16 protein-coding genes and 1 other RNA gene are annotated in these 17,440 nt (G+C 33.2%); 12 read left to right on the top strand and 5 right to left on the bottom strand.

Annotated elements, in window-relative coordinates:
• Positions 1–43: 43 nt before the first annotated feature.
• Positions 44–1,732, bottom strand: a complete 1,689-nt coding sequence (locus DUZ96_RS05835) for a M23 family metallopeptidase (protein WP_114301023.1) — start codon at positions 1,730–1,732, stop codon at positions 44–46.
• A gap of 179 nt (positions 1,733–1,911) precedes the next feature.
• On the opposite strand from DUZ96_RS05835, the gene DUZ96_RS05830 reads away from it, so the two are divergent.
• The 4 genes from DUZ96_RS05830 to rny all read left to right on the top strand — a co-directional run bounded on the left by DUZ96_RS05830 (position 1,912) and on the right by rny (position 4,331).
• A complete protein-coding gene (locus DUZ96_RS05830; RefSeq protein ID WP_114301022.1) occupies positions 1,912–2,202 on the top strand; it encodes a hypothetical protein in 291 nt (96 codons plus the stop codon).
• 18 nt (positions 2,203–2,220) lie between these two features.
• The gene (locus DUZ96_RS05825) at positions 2,221–2,508 is read left to right on the top strand and encodes a cell division protein ZapA (protein ID WP_114301021.1); all 288 of its coding nucleotides are present in this window, start codon (positions 2,221–2,223) and stop codon (positions 2,506–2,508) included.
• A gap of 58 nt (positions 2,509–2,566) precedes the next feature.
• A non-coding RNA gene (ssrS, locus tag DUZ96_RS05820) (6S RNA) lies at positions 2,567–2,696 on the top strand.
• A 57-nt stretch (positions 2,697–2,753) separates the two neighbouring features.
• Positions 2,754–4,331, top strand: a complete 1,578-nt coding sequence (gene rny, locus DUZ96_RS05815) for a ribonuclease Y (RefSeq protein ID WP_114301020.1) — start codon at positions 2,754–2,756, stop codon at positions 4,329–4,331.
• Positions 4,332–4,377: 46 nt separating this feature from the next.
• Here rny and xerD read toward each other — a convergent pair whose 3' ends face one another.
• Positions 4,378–5,286 (bottom strand): site-specific tyrosine recombinase XerD, encoded by a 909-nt coding sequence (xerD, locus tag DUZ96_RS05810; RefSeq protein WP_114301019.1) that lies wholly within the window; start codon positions 5,284–5,286, stop codon positions 4,378–4,380.
• Positions 5,287–5,363: 77 nt separating this feature from the next.
• Here xerD and DUZ96_RS12915 point away from each other — a divergent pair, with 77 nt between their 5' ends.
• The 3 genes from DUZ96_RS12915 (at position 5,364) to DUZ96_RS05800 (ending at position 6,556) form a co-directional block, all read left to right on the top strand.
• A complete protein-coding gene (locus DUZ96_RS12915; protein WP_181855239.1) occupies positions 5,364–5,525 on the top strand; it encodes a hypothetical protein in 162 nt (53 codons plus the stop codon).
• A 131-nt stretch (positions 5,526–5,656) separates the two neighbouring features.
• A complete protein-coding gene (gene aroQ / locus DUZ96_RS05805; RefSeq protein WP_114301018.1) occupies positions 5,657–6,073 on the top strand; it encodes a type II 3-dehydroquinate dehydratase in 417 nt (138 codons plus the stop codon).
• A gap of 6 nt (positions 6,074–6,079) precedes the next feature.
• The gene (locus DUZ96_RS05800; protein WP_114301017.1) at positions 6,080–6,556 is read left to right on the top strand and encodes an outer membrane beta-barrel protein; all 477 of its coding nucleotides are present in this window, start codon (positions 6,080–6,082) and stop codon (positions 6,554–6,556) included.
• Between the two features lie 51 nt (positions 6,557–6,607).
• Here the strand turns inward: DUZ96_RS05800 and lpdA are convergent, their stop codons facing one another.
• Genes lpdA through msrB form a run of 3 tightly spaced genes read right to left on the bottom strand, consistent with a single transcriptional unit; the run spans position 6,608 to position 9,079 of the window.
• The gene (gene lpdA / locus DUZ96_RS05795; protein WP_114301016.1) at positions 6,608–7,984 is read right to left on the bottom strand and encodes a dihydrolipoyl dehydrogenase; all 1,377 of its coding nucleotides are present in this window, start codon (positions 7,982–7,984) and stop codon (positions 6,608–6,610) included.
• 56 nt (positions 7,985–8,040) lie between these two features.
• Entirely contained in the window at positions 8,041–8,592 is a 552-nt protein-coding gene (locus tag DUZ96_RS05790; protein ID WP_114301015.1) for a DUF1572 family protein, read from the bottom strand.
• The gene (gene msrB, locus DUZ96_RS05785) at positions 8,585–9,079 is read right to left on the bottom strand and encodes a peptide-methionine (R)-S-oxide reductase MsrB (protein WP_114301014.1); all 495 of its coding nucleotides are present in this window, start codon (positions 9,077–9,079) and stop codon (positions 8,585–8,587) included. The genes DUZ96_RS05790 and msrB overlap by 8 nt, the downstream gene beginning before the upstream one ends.
• Before the next feature lie 165 nt (positions 9,080–9,244).
• On the opposite strand from msrB, the gene glgA reads away from it, so the two are divergent.
• The 5 genes from glgA (at position 9,245) to glgB (ending at position 17,336) form a co-directional block, all read left to right on the top strand.
• Positions 9,245–10,456, top strand: a complete 1,212-nt coding sequence (gene glgA, locus DUZ96_RS05780) for a glycogen synthase (protein ID WP_114301013.1) — start codon at positions 9,245–9,247, stop codon at positions 10,454–10,456.
• The gene (locus tag DUZ96_RS05775) at positions 10,453–11,721 is read left to right on the top strand and encodes a glucose-1-phosphate adenylyltransferase (protein WP_114301012.1); all 1,269 of its coding nucleotides are present in this window, start codon (positions 10,453–10,455) and stop codon (positions 11,719–11,721) included. Before glgA ends, DUZ96_RS05775 begins: the two co-directional genes overlap by 4 nt.
• A 128-nt stretch (positions 11,722–11,849) precedes the next feature.
• Positions 11,850–13,787: an alpha-1,4-glucan--maltose-1-phosphate maltosyltransferase gene (locus DUZ96_RS05770; protein WP_114301011.1), complete on the top strand. Its 1,938-nt coding sequence runs from the start codon at positions 11,850–11,852 to the stop codon at positions 13,785–13,787.
• Between the two features lie 2 nt (positions 13,788–13,789).
• Entirely contained in the window at positions 13,790–15,421 is a 1,632-nt protein-coding gene (locus DUZ96_RS05765; RefSeq protein WP_114301010.1) for a trehalose synthase, read from the top strand.
• Between the two features lie 4 nt (positions 15,422–15,425).
• Positions 15,426–17,336 carry a 1,4-alpha-glucan branching protein GlgB gene (gene glgB / locus DUZ96_RS05760; RefSeq protein WP_114301009.1) on the top strand — a complete coding sequence of 637 codons (1,911 nt, stop codon included), beginning with the start codon at positions 15,426–15,428 and terminating at the stop codon, positions 17,334–17,336.
• The last annotated feature ends 104 nt before the right edge of the window (positions 17,337–17,440 follow it).

Raw genomic sequence — 17,440 nt, 5'->3', positions numbered from 1 at the left:
GGGTGACGAATATTATTATATTAGAGCGTTTCAATAGATTAATTTATTTTCTAAAAAAGGTTGCTTCAAATGTAGAACTATTTCCAACATTATCCGTAACAATAATTTTTAAATCATTCTTGGTATCCTTGACAACATTATCATTAAAATCGTGTATTAAAGATTTTGTTTTGTAATCGTATTCCATCAGGATCCATTTGCCATTTACAGTTGCTCTATATTTGCTTATCCCTGACAAATCATCATCAATTTTAATTTTGAGGTAACGGTATTTGCTTAACCACTTTTTCCGTTGGAAATTTAAGGGTTTAATTGTAGGAGCTATTGTGTCCATTGCTAGGGTATATGTTCCAAAAATCTTACTGCCAGCACTTAGTGTATTTCCTTTTCTAGTTGTGTAAACGTAGCTGGGTTTTTTGTAATACCCATATAATCTGGCAATAAATAATTTATCCTGATGTTGAATTTTGTAATTGCTTATATCATAATTAATATAAAAATTCTTCTGAAGTGGTATTTTGTCTTCATGTAATTGAAGCGTATCTGAACTTACACTAAAATCGATCCATTCATCATCGTACACTGTATTTTTATAAAAATTTACTGTGACATTTTCAGAATTTAATTCTGTACTTCGATCACTATAAACTAATGATTTCCCACTAATAATTTCCTCTAATTTTATTTGAAGTTCTAGTCGTTTTCCTTTAATGGGAATGTTAACCCATGTTTCATTCTGTTTATAATCTCTTATCCTAATTTTGTATACTGAAGAGGTGCTGTCTTCAACTTTAACAAACCCACTGTCATAGGCATCTTTATACAAACTTAGAGGGTTGTTAGGTTCAATAAAAAGTTTTTGAATTCTAGATTTTTTGGTCTTCCAGTACTCATAGTCAATCAATCGCTTAATATGCTTCGTTTCATTAAAACTGAAACGTTTAAAATCGATCTCAAGGCTTTTGTTACCATTAAAAAAAGTTTGTATGTTGCTTACACCATTGCTGTTTGGAGCAAGATCTTGTTTGTCATAGGTTGTAACTCCAAATCCTATATCTCCTTGAGCTGTAATTTTTTCAACCTCATAATCACCATTTTTCTTAGGTATTAGTCTCAATGGTACGCGCTTATTTTTACCATTAATCAAAGCATCCTTATTTTTCGGATAAGCATAAACTCCAATAACAAATGGTGCTTTGGTATCTTTAATATCAATACCAAAAAGCATTGGGTTAATTGGTCTTTCCTGATTGTCCCTAATTTCAAAATGAAGGTGTGGTCCACCAGAACCACCAGTATTTCCAGAATAGGCAACTATCTCATTGACATCTACTTGCAACTCTTCAGGTCCCGGAAATACTTCAACCTCATAACTTTCCTTTTGATATTGACACATTTTGATGTATTCTTCGATTCGCTTTGAAAATTTTTGCAAATGACCGTAAACAGTAGTATAACCATTAGGATGTGTTATGTAAAGTGCTTTTCCATAACCAAAATGAGATATCTTAATGCGACTTACATATCCCTCAGCAGAAGCATACACTTTTAGACCTTGTTTGCGCTGGGTCTTAATGTCTAAACCACCATGAAAGTGTGAAGATCTTAATTCTGCAAAGGTGCCTGAAAGTACAAGTGTTATATCTAGAGGGTTGTTAAAATAATCTTGAGGGTACTCTGATTGCGAATACAAGGAAGTGCTTAAAAAAAGTAGAATCAGAAGTTTTTTCATTAAAAATTTCAATAGTAGCTAAAATATTAATTTGAATAAGAATTGCAAACTCAAAAACACTAATATTTTTCTTAACGTTTTTATTTATGGATCGTTATTGTAAACAAAAATAATTGTAAAAGAATTGTGTTTTTACATTTGGTATGTTAACTTTGTTTAAATAGTATTGAATTACTTTAATGAGTAAAATTGAAGACATTGTAGATGCCTTAGAGAATAAAATCAGTAAGGTTTTGCACAAGCAAGAAGTTTTAAAGCAAACCAATGCAAAACTAGCTGAGAGATTGGAACAACATCAACAAAAATTCTTAGAACAACAAGAGGAAATAGCTTCTTGGAACGAGAAATACGAAACACTCAAAATAGCAAATTCAATGCTTGGTGGTGACGAAAATAAACGAGATACAAAGCTCAAAATAAATGCACTTATTAGAGATATTGACCATTGTATAAGTCAACTCTCAGAATAAAGTTGTAAATTAGACTAGATGTCAGATCAATTAAAAATTAAACTTTCAATAGCAAATAGGGTTTATCCATTAACTATAAATCCAAAGCAAGAAGAGGGTTTGAGAAAGGCTACTAAAAAAATTGAAGCCATGATAGGACAGTTTGAGCAAAATTACTCTGTAAGAGATAAGCAAGATGTGTTAGCAATGTGTGCTTTGCAATTTGCGGCTCAAGTAGAGCAAAAGTCAATAGATAAGGAATATGTTAATGAAGAAGTTCAGCAGAAGTTAGAAGCTTTAAATGGACTTTTAAATAAACATATTTAACTCGTACGTTCTTTAAAATACAAAGGTTACTGCCTACATTAGTTATATTTTTTGATAAACTCAACGTTAATTCTTTAAAAAGGGTGAGTTAAAGTTGTAAAATTGTGCTGTTAGTGCTAAACGTGTTTTGGTATCTTAGACAGATTTTTGATCAGCTTGTTAGCCCTAAACTTGTTTTTAAGGAGTTTATACAAAATCCAAAATTGATGTAGGCTTTTTTTATATACTAATACTAAACAACAAACATGGATACTAACACAATTTTATATATTGTTGGAGGCGTAGTTTTAGGATTTATATTAGGTTTAATAATTACCAAATCAATGGGTAAGGGAAGGGCATCAAAGTTAATGAAGGATGCTGAAATTGAATCTAAATCTATTCTCAAGCAGGCTAAAACTGATGCCGAAGCGCTAAAGAAAGACAAAATATTACAAGCAAAGGAGAAGTTTATTGAACTTAAGGCAGAGCATGAGAAGGTAATTTTGTCTAGGGACAAAAAAATGGCAGAATCTGAGAAGCGCATAAGAGATAAAGAATCTCAAATTTCAAACGAATTATCAAAAGCAAAAAAATCTAACCAATCACTTGAGAGTAAAATTAAAGATTACGACTTCAGGTTAGAATTTTTAGAGAAGAAAAAAGTTGAAGTTGAAAAGGCTCATAAAAGCCAAATAAAGCAACTAGAGGTAATTTCACAACTTTCTGCTGAGGAAGCTAAGGAACAGCTTGTAGAATCATTAAAGGAGGAAGCTAAAACTGATGCTATGGCTTTTGTGCAAGATAGGTTAGAAGAGGCTAAGTTAACTGCTCAACAAGAAGCTAAGAAGATCATTATAAATACCATTCAAAGAATTGGTACTGAAGAAGCCATTGATAATTGTGTCTCTGTTTTTAATATAGAATCTGATGATGTCAAGGGTAGAATAATTGGTAGAGAAGGAAGAAATATTAGAGCTATTGAGTCTGCCACAGGTGTAGAAATTATTGTTGATGATACTCCAGAAGCAATTATTCTTTCTTGTTTTGATTCTGTCCGAAGAGAAATTGCAAGACTGTCGCTACACAAATTGGTTACTGATGGTCGGATACATCCGGCACGAATTGAAGAAGTGGTTAGAAAAACTCAAAAACAGATTGAGCAAGAGATTATTGAAGTTGGTAAGCGTACAGTGATTGATTTAGGTATTCATGGTTTGCACCCAGAATTAATAAAGATGGTTGGTCGTATGAAGTACCGTTCGTCTTATGGTCAAAACTTATTGCAACACTCACGTGAGGTTGCTAAACTTTGTGGTATTATGGCTGCAGAATTAGGATTGAATCCAAAGTTAGCTAAGCGAGCAGGACTTCTTCATGATATTGGTAAAGTCCCATCATCAGAGGCAGATATTGAAACACCACATGCAATTTTAGGAATGCAATGGGCAGAGAAATACGGAGAAAAACCAGATGTTTGTAATGCGATTGGTGCACACCATGATGAGATTGAAATGACAACCTTACTTTCTCCAATAATACAGGTTTGTGATGCTATTTCTGGCGCAAGACCAGGCGCAAGACGACAAGTACTAGATTCTTATATCCAAAGGCTCAAGGATTTGGAGGACGTCGCATTTGGATTTACCGGTGTAAAGAAAGCTTATGCTATTCAAGCTGGTAGAGAGCTAAGAGTAATTGTTGAAAGCGAAAAAGTATCAGATGATAAAGCCGCAAGTTTGTCATTTGAGATTTCACAAAAAATCCAAACCGATATGACTTATCCTGGGCAAGTTAAGGTTACTGTAATAAGAGAAACGAGAGCAGTAAATATTGCCAAATAATAAGAACTTAAATAGAACAAAAGCGTTCAATTTTTTGAACGCTTTTTTATTTTCTAGGATGAAATTTATTTAAGACATCGCTTAAATGCGATCGATCTACGTGCATGTAAATCTCTGTTGTGGTGATGCTCTCATGACCCAACATCATTTGTATAGCTCTTAAATCTGCTCCATTTTCTAACAGATGTGTAGCAAAAGAATGTCTAAAGGTGTGAGGAGAAACATTCTTTTTTAACCCTGATTTTTCAACTAATTTTTTGATAATCGTAAAGACCATTGCTCGCGTAAGTTTCTTCCCCTTGTAGTTTAAAAACAACACATCTTTAGAATCCGGTTGAACTTGTATTTTATTTCTAATGTTTCTCCAGATATTTATGAATTTCTGTGTGTTTGAACCAATTGGGACAAACCTTTGTTTATCTCCCTTTCCTGTTACTTTTATAAACCCTTCGTCAAAAAATAAATCAGAGATTTTCAATTCAATTAATTCACTAACTCGAAGTCCACAACTATATAAGGTTTCAATTATTGCTCTATTGCGCTCACCAAGGTTAATGCCTTGGTATTGATAACTAAGATCTATGGTTTTAATCAGTAAATCAATATCCTCAACTGAAAGTGTGTCTGGTAGTTTTCTTCCAATTTTTGGTGATTCTATTAAGTCAAGTGGATTTGCTGTTCTATAATTTTCAAAGATTAGATAGTCAAAGAAATTACGTAGACCAGAAATAAGTCTCGCTTGCGATCTAGGATTAATAGTTTTTGAAATAAAGTAAATAAACTGTTTTACAGTATCATCATCAATGGATATGGGATTTTTAGTACTCGAATGGTCTTCTAAGTAATTTATTAGCTTTTTAATATCATAGCTATAATTCTCAATGGAGTTTTGAGATAACCCACGTTCAATTTTGAGATAGTGTTGGTAATCAATTAGTGCATTTTGCCATTTCATTAGTTAAAAATAAAAAAAACACTTTACCAATAGCGTAAAGTGTTTTTTAATTTTTTAAAAGAATTATTGAACTAAAAATGGACACCCAAAAAGTACAGCTCACAATTCATTCGGATTCAGAGGGATCGATTGGCTCCAACACTGCAATTGTTGAATTTTTGGATGGTATTAATACCATTAAAACAATGACAAACCTTAAGAAGCGTAAAATAACTCGTATAGATTTGATTAAAAAGTAAATTATCTTTTTTTAATTAGACTTTTAATGTTGGAGGAGTGTTTTTACTATAATACTTAATCAAAAGTTTTAACTGAACTAAAGCTAAACTGCTTTGGTTTTTTTATACTCTTATTTTAATATCTTTACTTCATGAAGAAACTGATAATAATAAATGGGCCAAATTTAAACTTACTTGGCAAACGTGAGCCTGAAATTTATGGCTCTCAAACATTTGAGGACTATTTTAAAAATTTAAAGTCTAAATACAACAATTTTAAATTAGAATATTATCAGTCTAATATAGAAGGTGAGCTTATAGACAAACTACAAGAGGTCGGTTTTAATTATGACGGAATTATTTTAAATGCGGCCGCGTACACACATACTTCAGTTGGTATTGGCGATGCAATAAAAGGTATTGAAACACCTGTAGTAGAAGTTCATATATCCAACACCTTTTCTCGTGAGGAATATAGGCATCACTCTTATATTTCACCTAATGCAAAGGGTGTTATTTTAGGTTTTGGTCTAAAAAGTTACGACCTCGCAATTGAAAGTTTTTACTAATTGTATATGAATAAGTTTTTACTTACCATTTTCTGTTTAATATTCTATTTAAGTTATTCCCAGGCACAGACAGACTTCGGAGTTAAGGGTGGTGTAAATATTACCTTCTTTAAAGTAGATGAAATTAACTTTGGTGAATATCCTGATACAGAAATAGGCTTTTATGGTGGTTTTTTTGCTGATTTTGAAATTGATGCTAATCTACATATTCAGCCCGAATTATTGTATATAGGTATAAGCGATTTTCAATTCTTAAATGCCCCAGTTTATTTAAATTATAATGTCAACAACCAATTTCATATACTGATTGGACCTAGTTTAAATTACTTTTTTGATTTCTTTTCTAACAAGTTCAAGGTACGTGCAGACATAAGTTTGGCTTATGATTTATCTTCAAACCTCGATTTGCATATGAAATATACTTTAGGCTTTGAAGAACTTTCGCCAAATGTTATGTTTCTCGGTTTAGGATATCGACTATAAAAAAAGCGACTCAATTGAATCGCTTTGTATAGTCTTAGTTATTATAAATAATTACAGGTGTATCACTTCATCATAAGCATCTGCAACAGCTTCCATAACAGCTTCGCTCATTGTTGGGTGAGGATGGACCGCCTTTAGAACTTCATGACCTGTAGTTTCTAATTTTCTTCCTAATACAGCTTCAGCAATCATATCTGTAACACCAGCTCCAATCATATGGCATCCGAGCCATTCACCATATTTGGCATCAAAAATCACTTTAACAAACCCTTCTTTGTTTCCTCCAGCACTTGCTTTTCCAGATGCAGAAAAAGGAAATTTACCAACTTTGATTTCATAGCCTTGCTCTTTCGCTTGTGCTTCGGTAAGCCCTACACTTGCGATTTCTGGAGAACAATAGGTGCAACCTGGAACATTTCCGTAGTCTAAGGCTTCAACATGATGTCCCGCAATTTTCTCAACACAAAGAATACCTTCTGCTGAAGCTACGTGAGCCAAAGCTTGTCCTGGTGTTACATCTCCAATGGCATAGTAACCAGGTATATTGGTTTGATAATAATCATTAACCAGTATTTTGTCTCTGTCTACCGCTACCCCTACATCTTCAAGTCCTATATTTTCAATATTAGATTTTATTCCTACTGCAGATAATACGATGTCAGCTTCTAATACTTCTTCGCCTTTTTTAGTCTTAACAGTTGCTTTTACGCCTTTGCCAGATGTATCAACAGAAGTAACCTCAGCAGAAGTCATAATTTTAATCCCAGATTTTTTAAAGCTACGTTCTAATTGTTTAGATACTTCATCATCCTCAACAGGAACAATTTTTGGCAAATATTCTACAATGGTTACCTCTGTACCCATTGAATTATAGAAATATGCAAACTCAACACCAATGGCACCAGAACCAACAACTATCATTTTCTTAGGCTGTTTGTCTAAGGTCATTGCTTGTCTGTAGCCAATTACTTTTTTTCCGTCCTGAGGTAAACTTGGCAATTCGCGAGAACGTGCTCCAGTAGCAATTATAATGTGGTCAGCAGAGTATTCGGTTCCGTCAACGTCAATTTTTTTACCTGGCTTTAATTTTCCAAATCCTTCAATGACATCAATCTTATTCTTTTTCATTAAGAATTTCACACCATTACTCATGCCTTCAGCAACACTGCGACTGCGCTTTACAACAGCATCAAAATCATGTTTTGCATCTTTTACGTTTAAACCATAGTCTTGAGCATGTTTAAGATATTCAAATACCTGTGCAGATTTTAGAAGAGCCTTTGTAGGAATACATCCCCAATTTAAACAAACACCCCCTAAACTTTCTTTTTCTACTACAGCAGTTTTGAAGCCTAATTGAGATGCTCTTATCGCTGTCACATAACCACCTGGACCACTTCCTAGTACTATTACATCGTATTTACTCATGCGTAATTTTTTAGTTGAAATTTAAGGGTACGAATTTACGAAACGAAAATGTAATATTAAAGGTCTTCAGTAAAATGTCTTTGACCTTTATCTTTTGCAAATTTTTCTTGGTTATATGTTTTAGATTCTCCTTTAGATATTGACAACGATTTCCAATCTTTACCTTTAACAAGTTTACCTATATATACAATTTGGCCTATATGATAAGCATAGTGCATCATTTGACGGTTTAAGGCTTCGGTGACTGTATGACCTTGGTTTCTAATATAAACTATATGGTTTAGGTCATTATTATTAATTGCGTCAAGTGTGTTAAAAAGACAACTCCAGCCCTTGTTCCATGAATTAAACAGATCTTCCTTGTTTGAATAGTTGTCAATGAATTCTTTATCACGTTGACGCCATTCTTTTTCTCCGTCTTCTGTTAAAAAGTTGGTCCAACGACTGAGCATATTGCCAACAAGATGTTTTACAATAATTGATATTGAATTTGAATCTTGCGTGAACTGAATTTTTAGTTCTTCAAATGACAGTTGCTCAAAAGTTTTATCTCCTATGCTTTTATAATACTCAAATTGTTTTCTTACGCTATCTAAATAACTAATCATCTCTCTTTTTTGAAGGAATAAAATTTAAGGCAGCACCATTAATGCAGTGTCTTTGACCAGTTGTATTTCTAGGACCATCATTAAAAACATGACCCAAATGGCCACCACACGTTGCACAATGCTCTTCTGTGCGTGCATAACCAATGTTGTAATCTGTTGAAAAAGCAACATTCCCTTTTATTTCTTTATCAAAACTTGGCCAACCAGACCCAGAATCAAATTTATGTTCACTTTTAAACAATGGTGTATCGCATGCGACGCAATAATAAACCCCATCTTCATAATTCTTGTTAAATGGACTTGAAAATGCCCGTTCTGTACCCGCTTTCCTTAAAACGTAGTATTGCATATCCGTAAGCTGTTTTTTCCATTCGGCATCAGTCTTGGATATAGGATAAGTTTCTTTTTGTTTTGTTTCTTTTTTTTGAGCGGAACCATCACAACTATAAAAAATTGCTACTAAGGTTAAAATCAATATCTTTTTCATGCTATAAAATTATAAAAAAAGCGAGTTAAAATTGTCGCAATAAAAGTTAAAAGCTTACTAAACCGTTTTCGTTTATTTTATTGTTAAGTATTACATTTTTTTGATTAATTTAAATAACTCTTTTGTTTTTTTGTAGTCGAATTTAATCACTCAATAGATTTTTTGATGAAAGTATTGTTTTTAACTAGAGAATTTCCACCATATGTTTATGGAGGTGCTGGAGTACATGTTGAATATTTGGCTAAGGAATTAGCTCAATTAATGCAAGTTGATGTTAGGGCATTTGGAGACCAAAAAATCGGTAACTCAAAACTTAATGTAAAAGGTTATCCATTTGAAGATGGACTATTTGAAGATAGCGATGCCAAGTTAAAATCTATTTTTAAAACATTAAGTACAGGTTTACATATGAATGCGGATCTGATTGATGCGGATGTGGTTCATTGTCATACGTGGTACTCTCATTTTGCCGGAATTATGGCAAAATTGTGTTATGGTACGCCTCTAGTGGTAACTACACATTCTTTAGAACCCCTTAGGCCATGGAAGAGAGAGCAGTTAGGTCTAGGTTACGACGCATCGTCATGGATTGAAAAAACTGCTATTGAGATGGCTGATTGTTTAATTGCTGTTTCTGAAGAAACAAAAGAAGATGTTATAAAGCACTTTGATGTAGATGAAAATAAAATTGAAGTAGTTTATAATGGTATTGACTTAAAGGAATATGTTGTTGTTAAAGAAACCGATGTTATAGAATCATATGGAATAGATCAATCTAAACCTTATGTGTTATTTGTAGGCAGGATCACTAGACAAAAAGGAATTATTCATTTGGTAAATGCAATAAAATATATAGATCCAGATACTCAAATTGTATTATGCGCAGGTGCTCCAGATACTGAAGAAATTGCTATGGAAATGGAGGATGCAGTTGCTGAGGCATCAGAATCTAGGAATAATATCTTTTGGATTGATAAAATGTTGGATAAGAAAGATGTTATACAATTGTATTCTAATGCTTCTGTTTTTTGTTGTCCTTCTATATATGAACCATTTGGAATAATAAATATTGAGGCTATGGCTTGTGAAACGGCGGTTGTAGCAAGTGCAGTTGGTGGAATAAAAGAAGTAGTAGTTGAAGGCGAAACAGGATTATTAGTGAATTTAGAACAACAAAAAGTTGCTCCTTTTGAACCTGTTAATCCAGATAAATTCTCAAAAGATTTAGCTGATGGAGTTAACAAATTAATTAATGATAAAGAACTAAGAGATCAAATGGCCATAAAGGGAAGAAAAAGAGTAGAAGACTTTTTTGACTGGAAATCCATTGCAAAACAAACAAAATCGATATATAAATCTATAATACAAGACAAATGATAAATGACAAAGTCTTAAGCATAATTTTAGGAGGAGGTCAAGGATCTAGACTGTATCCATTGACAGAAAAAAGATCTAAACCAGCTGTGCCAATTGCAGGAAAATATCGTTTGGTGGATATTCCTATTTCAAACTGTATCAATTCTAGTATAAAACGGATGTATGTTTTGACACAGTTTAACTCGGCATCATTAAATAGGCATATTAAAAATACATATCACTTTAGTTTCTTCAGTTCTGCATTTGTAGATGTATTAGCAGCAGAACAAACAATTGCTAGTGATAAATGGTTTCAAGGCACTGCCGATGCCGTAAGACAAAGCTTGCATCATTTTTTAAGACATGACTTTGAATATGCGTTAATCTTATCTGGAGATCAATTGTATCAAATGGACTTTAATGAAATGATTGAGGCACATGAGGCAAGTGGAGCAGAAATTTCAATCGCAACACAGCCAGTAAATGCAAAGGAAGCAACATCATTTGGTATACTTAAAACAGATCAAAATAATTTTATATCATCATTTATTGAAAAACCAAACACTTCGCTTTTACCAGATTGGACGTCACCTGTGAGTGAAGACATGAATAAAGTCGGAAGAAATTACCTAGCATCAATGGGAATTTATATATTCAATAGGGAACTTTTGGTAGAATTATTAAAAAATCCGGATACGGTAGATTTTGGTAAGGAAATTATTCCAGGAGCAATCAAGAATCATAAAACATTGAGCTATCAATTTGAAGGATATTGGACGGATATAGGTAATATTGATAGTTTCTTTGAGGCTAATCTTGGATTAACAGATGAAATCCCAAAATTCAATCTTTATGATAACGAACAGCGCATTTATACAAATGCTCGAATATTACCAACGTCAAAAATATCAGGGACATTATTAGACAGAACTGTAATTTCTGAGGGTTGCATGATTCATGCGGCTAAAATAGAGCGTTCCGTTATTGGTATTCGATCCAGGATTGGAGCTGAATCAACAGTAATCAACTGTTATATGATGGGTAATGATATGTACGAGTCTCTTGAGGAAGTTCAAGAAAAAAAGATAAATATCTTTATGGGTATAGGAGAACGATGTTTCATTAAAAATGCAATACTTGATAAAAACTGTAGAATTGGTGACGACGTTAGGATTAATGGAGGTAGTCAATTAAAAGATAAAGAAACTAAAAATTATCTTATTAAAGATGGTATTGTGGTAGTAAAAAAGGATTCTATTATTCCCTCTGGTACGATTATTCAATAGTAATTACACCTTTAATTATAAATACTTATACAATTCAAACGTTATAGTTTAATATGCTATATTTTATCTTTTTTATTTGTCGATAATGTATAGTACTTTCGCTATGTAAATAACAATTAACCAGCATTATGCAAAATCAAAAACGTGTAGTAATAGACGCAGTTTCACCACAATTAAATTGTGGGGAATTTTTTATAAAACGTATTAAAAATGAAATTGTAAATGTAGATGCTCATGTATTAGTTGATGGACACGATGTCATTGTCTCATCTGTACTTTATAAACACGAGAATGAGCGTAGATGGAGAGAGGTAAGAATGCACCATGTAGGAAATGACGAGTGGAAAGCATCTTTTCAAGTTGAGAAGCGAGGTTTCTATTCTTATAAAGTTCAGGGATGGGTGGATCATCCATTAAACTGGCAACATGGAATTGAAAGGAAAATTGATGACAATCAGCATGTAAAATCTGAATTATTGGAAGGGGTTACATTTTTAAAGCCATTATTAAAAAAGGTTTCTAAAGAAGATCAAGAATACCTAAAATATTGTATTGATTGTTTTAACAATGATGCTCATTATGACGATGCTATTAAGGAAGCAATATCTCATAAACTTCATGGTATTTTTGTTAACTATCCAGCTAAGTTTCATGCAAATGAGTCAGAAGAACTAAAGGTTTATGTAGATAGGAAGAAAGCACTGTTTAGTACATGGTATGAATTCTTTCCAAGATCATCTTCTGAAGTAGTTGGTCAGCACGGTACATTTAAAGATTGTGAAAGACTGTTGCCAAGAGTTGCAGAGATGGGCTTTGATACTTTGTATTTCCCACCTGTTCATCCTATAGGTGAGGTAAATCGTAAAGGCCAAAATAACACAACTGAAGCTAATGATAATGATGTAGGTTCTGCTTGGGGAATAGGATCAAAACATGGTGGCCATAAAGATTTGCACCCGCAATTAGGAAAACTTAGCGATTTTAAAAGATTAATTAAGAAGGCTAAGGAGCTCAATATTGAAATAGCTATGGACTATGCGTTGCAGGCTGCTCCAGATCATCCATGGGTAAAATCTAATCCAGATTGGTTTAAATGGCGACCTGATGGTACCGTTCAATATGCTGAAAACCCACCTAAAAAATATCAAGATATATTACCTATTTATTGGGAAGGTAAAGAGTATGAATCGCTTTGGAATGAGTGTTTGGATATACTTCTGTATTGGATTGATTGTGGTATTAATATCTTCAGGGTTGATAACCCACATACAAAACCTTATTATTTTTGGAATTGGGCAATATCAGAGGTGAAAAAGAAGCACCCAGACGTTATTTTCTTAGCGGAGGCTTTTACAAAACCAAAGGTAATGCAACAATTAGCTAAGCAAGGCTATACCCAATCATATACATATTTCACGTGGAGGAACAATAAGCATGAGTTAATTGAGTATATGACAGAATTGACTCAGACTGATCAACGTGAATATATGCGACCGAATTTTTGGCCAAATACACCCGATATCAACCCATATCATTTGCAAGGAGCCAATGAATCAAAATACATCCAGCGCTATGTGCTGGCAGCAACTTTAAGTTCTAATATTGGGATTTATGGACCTGTATTTGAACAACAGTTGGATGAGGCTATTCCAGGTAAGGAAGAATATTACATGTCTGAAAAATTTGAAGTAAAACATTATGATTGGAATGTTCAAAACAAACTTACTTCCATAATATCTAAGGTAAATGCTATTCGTCATGAGCATGAGGCATTGCAGCAGACAAATAATATTAAATTTTGTCATGTAGAAAATGATAATCTTTTAGCTTTCTATAAATGGAACGATTCAAAAACAGATGAACTTCTTATCATTGTAAGTCTAGATCAATACTACGCACAACAAGGTACAGTGCAATTACCATTGCATGAAATTGGCGTTCATTCTGGACATCAAATTACTGTAAGTGATTTGGTAACAGGAAGTAGTTATAATTGGTATAATGAGTGGAATTTTATAGAGTTACATCCAACATTGCCATTTCATATATTTAAAATAAATAAATAGTAATGTCTAAAAAGAAATCCACAACCGTTGATCTTAAGACACCGTACAATTTTAATGTACAGTGGGAGGAAATAATGGAGAATGAGGATTTCATCAAAATATTTCTCTCTGATATTCTTGAAAACTATATAATAAAGCAGAGATGGTATGGTGGTAAATCTAGTAGGTTGAAATATATTGAACTTGCTGAGTATTTTCGGATTCAGCAAAATGAAGAAGCATATTATGGTTTAATACTAGAGGTAAATTTTTATGAGGCATTTTTTCAGCATTATTTTTTACCTATTGCATTTGTTTCAGACGAGAGTTTTGCAAAGGACGATCGTTTACTTCCTATTAGTATTCAAAATCAAGAAGGATTTATTATTGATGCTGTAAATCTAGAAGCCTTTAGAAAGGTTGTTTTTGAGCGTATCTTAACGGCTGTACCAAAGGATAGAACGCGTGTTCAGTATAAAAAGAGCTCAATATTTAAGGATTGTATATATGAATCATCTCGATTCATGGGAATGGAACAGAGCAATACATCCATAATCTATAATGAAAAGTATGTTTTAAAATTCTTCAGAAGAATTTATGCAGACCGAAATCCAGATTATGAAATGAGCCGTTTTCTTTCCGAAAAGAAAGATTTTAAAAATACTCCAGCCTATTTAGGTTGTGTGCAAATAAAAGATCATGAAAATACTAATATTACTATTGCCTTAATGAATGAAATGGTGCCTAATGAAGGTGATGCTTGGGAATATATGCTTCAGGAACTACATAAGATTTTTTTAAATTTAGAATATAAGAATATAAGGATAGATCGTTTGCCACATACTGAAATGTTTGAGCGATTGGATATAAGAGATATTCCACCACAAATTATTGTTTGGGCTGGACTTAATGTGTTCACAAAGATTCAGACATTGGCTAAGCGAACGGCAGAAATGCATATAGCATTGGGTTCAGAATTTGAAGATACTTCATTCACGCCAACACGTTTTAATGGTGACTATACGGTTTGGTTAAAAAACAGATTATTATATCAATTTCAGAATCGATTGAATGCTATAGAGAACAACCTTCATAAGTTAGAAGGATTAGCGCTTGAACTAGCTAATGAGTTTCTTGAAAAGAAAAATGAAATTAGAAAACGCTTTGTAAAGTTTGATTGGACTAAGTTAAAAGGTGAACGTTTAAGGGTTCACGGCGATTATCATTTGGGACAGATCTTGGTAAAGGATGACGATTTCTACATTTTAGATTTTGAAGGTGAACCTGAGAGTACTATTAGAGACCGTAAGGTGAAACAGCCACCATTAAAAGATGTTGCAGGCTTATTTAGATCGTTTCATTATGCAATATATGCGACAATATTCAACAATTTAGATAATTACACACAGAGTAAAGAAGCACTCTTTGAAGCTGGAGAAATATTATATCAATATTTTATTGGATTGTTTTTAGGTACTTATGTACAGGAGATACAAGATGCAAACATCAATATAGGTTATCAACAAGAACGCATCTTTTTGCTTAAATATTCATTGCTTGAAAAAGCAGTTTATGAATTGGGTTACGAACTTAATTCACGCCCAAGATGGGCAGTGATTCCACTAAAAGGAATTTCAAATATAATCAACCACTAATTTTATGGCAGAAGTAATTGCACACAGCTTATTCACTGATTTTGATATAGATTTATTTAAATCGGGTAAACACTATCGCCTATACAAAAAATTTGGTTCGCATATGACTACTGTTAATGGTGTAGAAGGAACCTATTTTGCAGTTTGGGCACCAAGTGCAAAAATGGTATCCGTTGTAGGAGACTTTAATTATTGGTTAGAAGGAGACCACAAACTTAATGTACGTTGGGATGGCAGTGGAGTATGGGAAGGTTTTATCCCAGAAGTAGGTAAAGGAAATGTATACAAGTATAAAATTCACAGTCATCATAACGATATTAAAACAGAAAAAGCAGATCCTTATGCAAGACGCTGCGAGCATCCACCCAATACAGCTTCAATAGTTTGGGATGACAATTACAAGTGGAAGGATACTAAATGGATGAAAAAGCGTAAGGTTCACAATGCGCTAAATGCACCTTATTCGGTTTATGAAGTACATTTGGGTTCATGGAAAAAACAGTTGGAAGAAAATAGATTTCTTTCTTATAAAGAATTATCGGATGATCTAGTGAAATATGTAAAGGAAATGAACTTTACGCATGTAGAATTGATGCCTGTTATGGAATATCCTTATGATCCATCTTGGGGTTATCAACTTACAGGTTATTTTGCACCTACGTCTCGTTTTGGTTATCCTGAAGAATTTAAATTACTAGTTGATAAACTACACCAAAATGACATTGGTATTATTTTAGATTGGGTACCATCACACTTTCCAGAAGATACTCATGGTCTTGGTTTCTTTGATGGTTCAGCATTGTACGAGCATCCGGATAAGAGAAAAGGGTATCATCCAGATTGGAAGAGTTTGATTTTTAATTACGGTCGTAATGAGGTTAAATCTTTCCTAATCAGTAATGCAATTTTTTGGTTAGATCAATATCATGCTGATGGTTTGCGTGTTGATGCTGTGGCATCTATGTTATTTTTGGATTATAGTAGGGAAGACGGTGAGTGGGAACCTAATATGTTTGGTGGTAGGGAGAATTTAGAAGCAATTTCCTTTATGAGGGAAATGAATGAAGCGGTTTATTCTACATATCCAGATGTACAGACTATTGCAGAAGAATCTACGTCTTTTCCAATGGTGTCAAAGCCTACAAGTATTGGAGGATTAGGGTTTGGAATGAAATGGATGATGGGATGGATGCATGATACCTTACAGTATTTTGCTAAAGAACCTATTTATAGAAAACATCACCAAAATGATTTAACCTTTAGTATGACCTATGCGTTTACCGAGAACTTTATGTTACCATTGAGTCATGATGAGGTGGTTTATGGAAAGCGTTCCATATTAGGTCGTATGCCTGGAGATGAATGGCAAAAATTTGCTAATTTGAGATTGCTCTACTCATATATGTTTACTCATCCAGGAACAAACTTATTATTTCAAGGTGCTGAATTTGGTCAGAGTGAAGAATGGAATTTTCAACAAAGTCTAGATTGGCATTTGCTTCAATATGCGCCTCATAATGGTGTGCAGGCATTAATAAAGGATTTAAATATACTTTATAAAAATGAACCAGCACTTTACGAAAAGCAATTTTCAGGTGAAGGATTTGAATGGATTGATTATAACGATTCGGAGAATTCGGTCTTAGTGTATATTAGAAAAGGAAACGATGAATCAAATGATTTAGTTATCGCTTGTAATATGACGCCTGTACCGAGGGAAAATTATAAAATGGGAGTGCCTAGAAAAGGCAAACTAAAAGAAATATTTAATAGCAACCTAAAAAAGTATTTCGGTAGTGGTGAATACAAGAATAAAGTGCAATCCACAAAACCAGAATCTTGGCAATTCAGGGATAATTCAATAGATGTAAATATTCCACCCTTAGGCGCAGTAGTTTTAAAATACACTCGTTAAAATCTTATTATTTTGATATAAAAATTGTGAGATAAATAAAATAACTAACCGAAAACGTTATAGTTAACAATTCTATATAATTAGACTATTATACACTTTCTTAA

The organism is Winogradskyella sp. KYW1333, from assembly GCF_003335675.1.
Lineage (GTDB): Bacteria > Bacteroidota > Bacteroidia > Flavobacteriales > Flavobacteriaceae > Winogradskyella.
Note: the sequence above shows the minus strand (reverse complement) of the source record. Positions and strands in the feature narration are given on the sequence as shown.

Bases quoted from the DNA above. Each gene is read 5' to 3' on its own strand.
- DUZ96_RS05835 (WP_114301023.1), bottom strand. From the start codon at position 1,732: ATGAAAAAACTTCTGATTCTACTTTTTTTAAGCACTTCCTTGTATTCG.
- DUZ96_RS05830 (WP_114301022.1), top strand. From the start codon at position 1,912: ATGAGTAAAATTGAAGACATTGTAGATGCCTTAGAGAATAAAATCAGT.
- DUZ96_RS05825 (WP_114301021.1), top strand. From the start codon at position 2,221: ATGTCAGATCAATTAAAAATTAAACTTTCAATAGCAAATAGGGTTTAT.
- rny (WP_114301020.1), top strand. From the start codon at position 2,754: ATGGATACTAACACAATTTTATATATTGTTGGAGGCGTAGTTTTAGGA.
- xerD (WP_114301019.1), bottom strand. From the start codon at position 5,286: ATGAAATGGCAAAATGCACTAATTGATTACCAACACTATCTCAAAATT.
- DUZ96_RS12915 (WP_181855239.1), top strand. From the start codon at position 5,364: ATGGACACCCAAAAAGTACAGCTCACAATTCATTCGGATTCAGAGGGA.
- aroQ (WP_114301018.1), top strand. From the start codon at position 5,657: ATGAAGAAACTGATAATAATAAATGGGCCAAATTTAAACTTACTTGGC.
- DUZ96_RS05800 (WP_114301017.1), top strand. From the start codon at position 6,080: ATGAATAAGTTTTTACTTACCATTTTCTGTTTAATATTCTATTTAAGT.
- lpdA (WP_114301016.1), bottom strand. From the start codon at position 7,984: ATGAGTAAATACGATGTAATAGTACTAGGAAGTGGTCCAGGTGGTTAT.
- DUZ96_RS05790 (WP_114301015.1), bottom strand. From the start codon at position 8,592: ATGATTAGTTATTTAGATAGCGTAAGAAAACAATTTGAGTATTATAAA.
- msrB (WP_114301014.1), bottom strand. From the start codon at position 9,079: ATGAAAAAGATATTGATTTTAACCTTAGTAGCAATTTTTTATAGTTGT.
- glgA (WP_114301013.1), top strand. From the start codon at position 9,245: ATGAAAGTATTGTTTTTAACTAGAGAATTTCCACCATATGTTTATGGA.
- DUZ96_RS05775 (WP_114301012.1), top strand. From the start codon at position 10,453: ATGATAAATGACAAAGTCTTAAGCATAATTTTAGGAGGAGGTCAAGGA.
- DUZ96_RS05770 (WP_114301011.1), top strand. From the start codon at position 11,850: ATGCAAAATCAAAAACGTGTAGTAATAGACGCAGTTTCACCACAATTA.
- DUZ96_RS05765 (WP_114301010.1), top strand. From the start codon at position 13,790: ATGTCTAAAAAGAAATCCACAACCGTTGATCTTAAGACACCGTACAAT.
- glgB (WP_114301009.1), top strand. From the start codon at position 15,426: ATGGCAGAAGTAATTGCACACAGCTTATTCACTGATTTTGATATAGAT.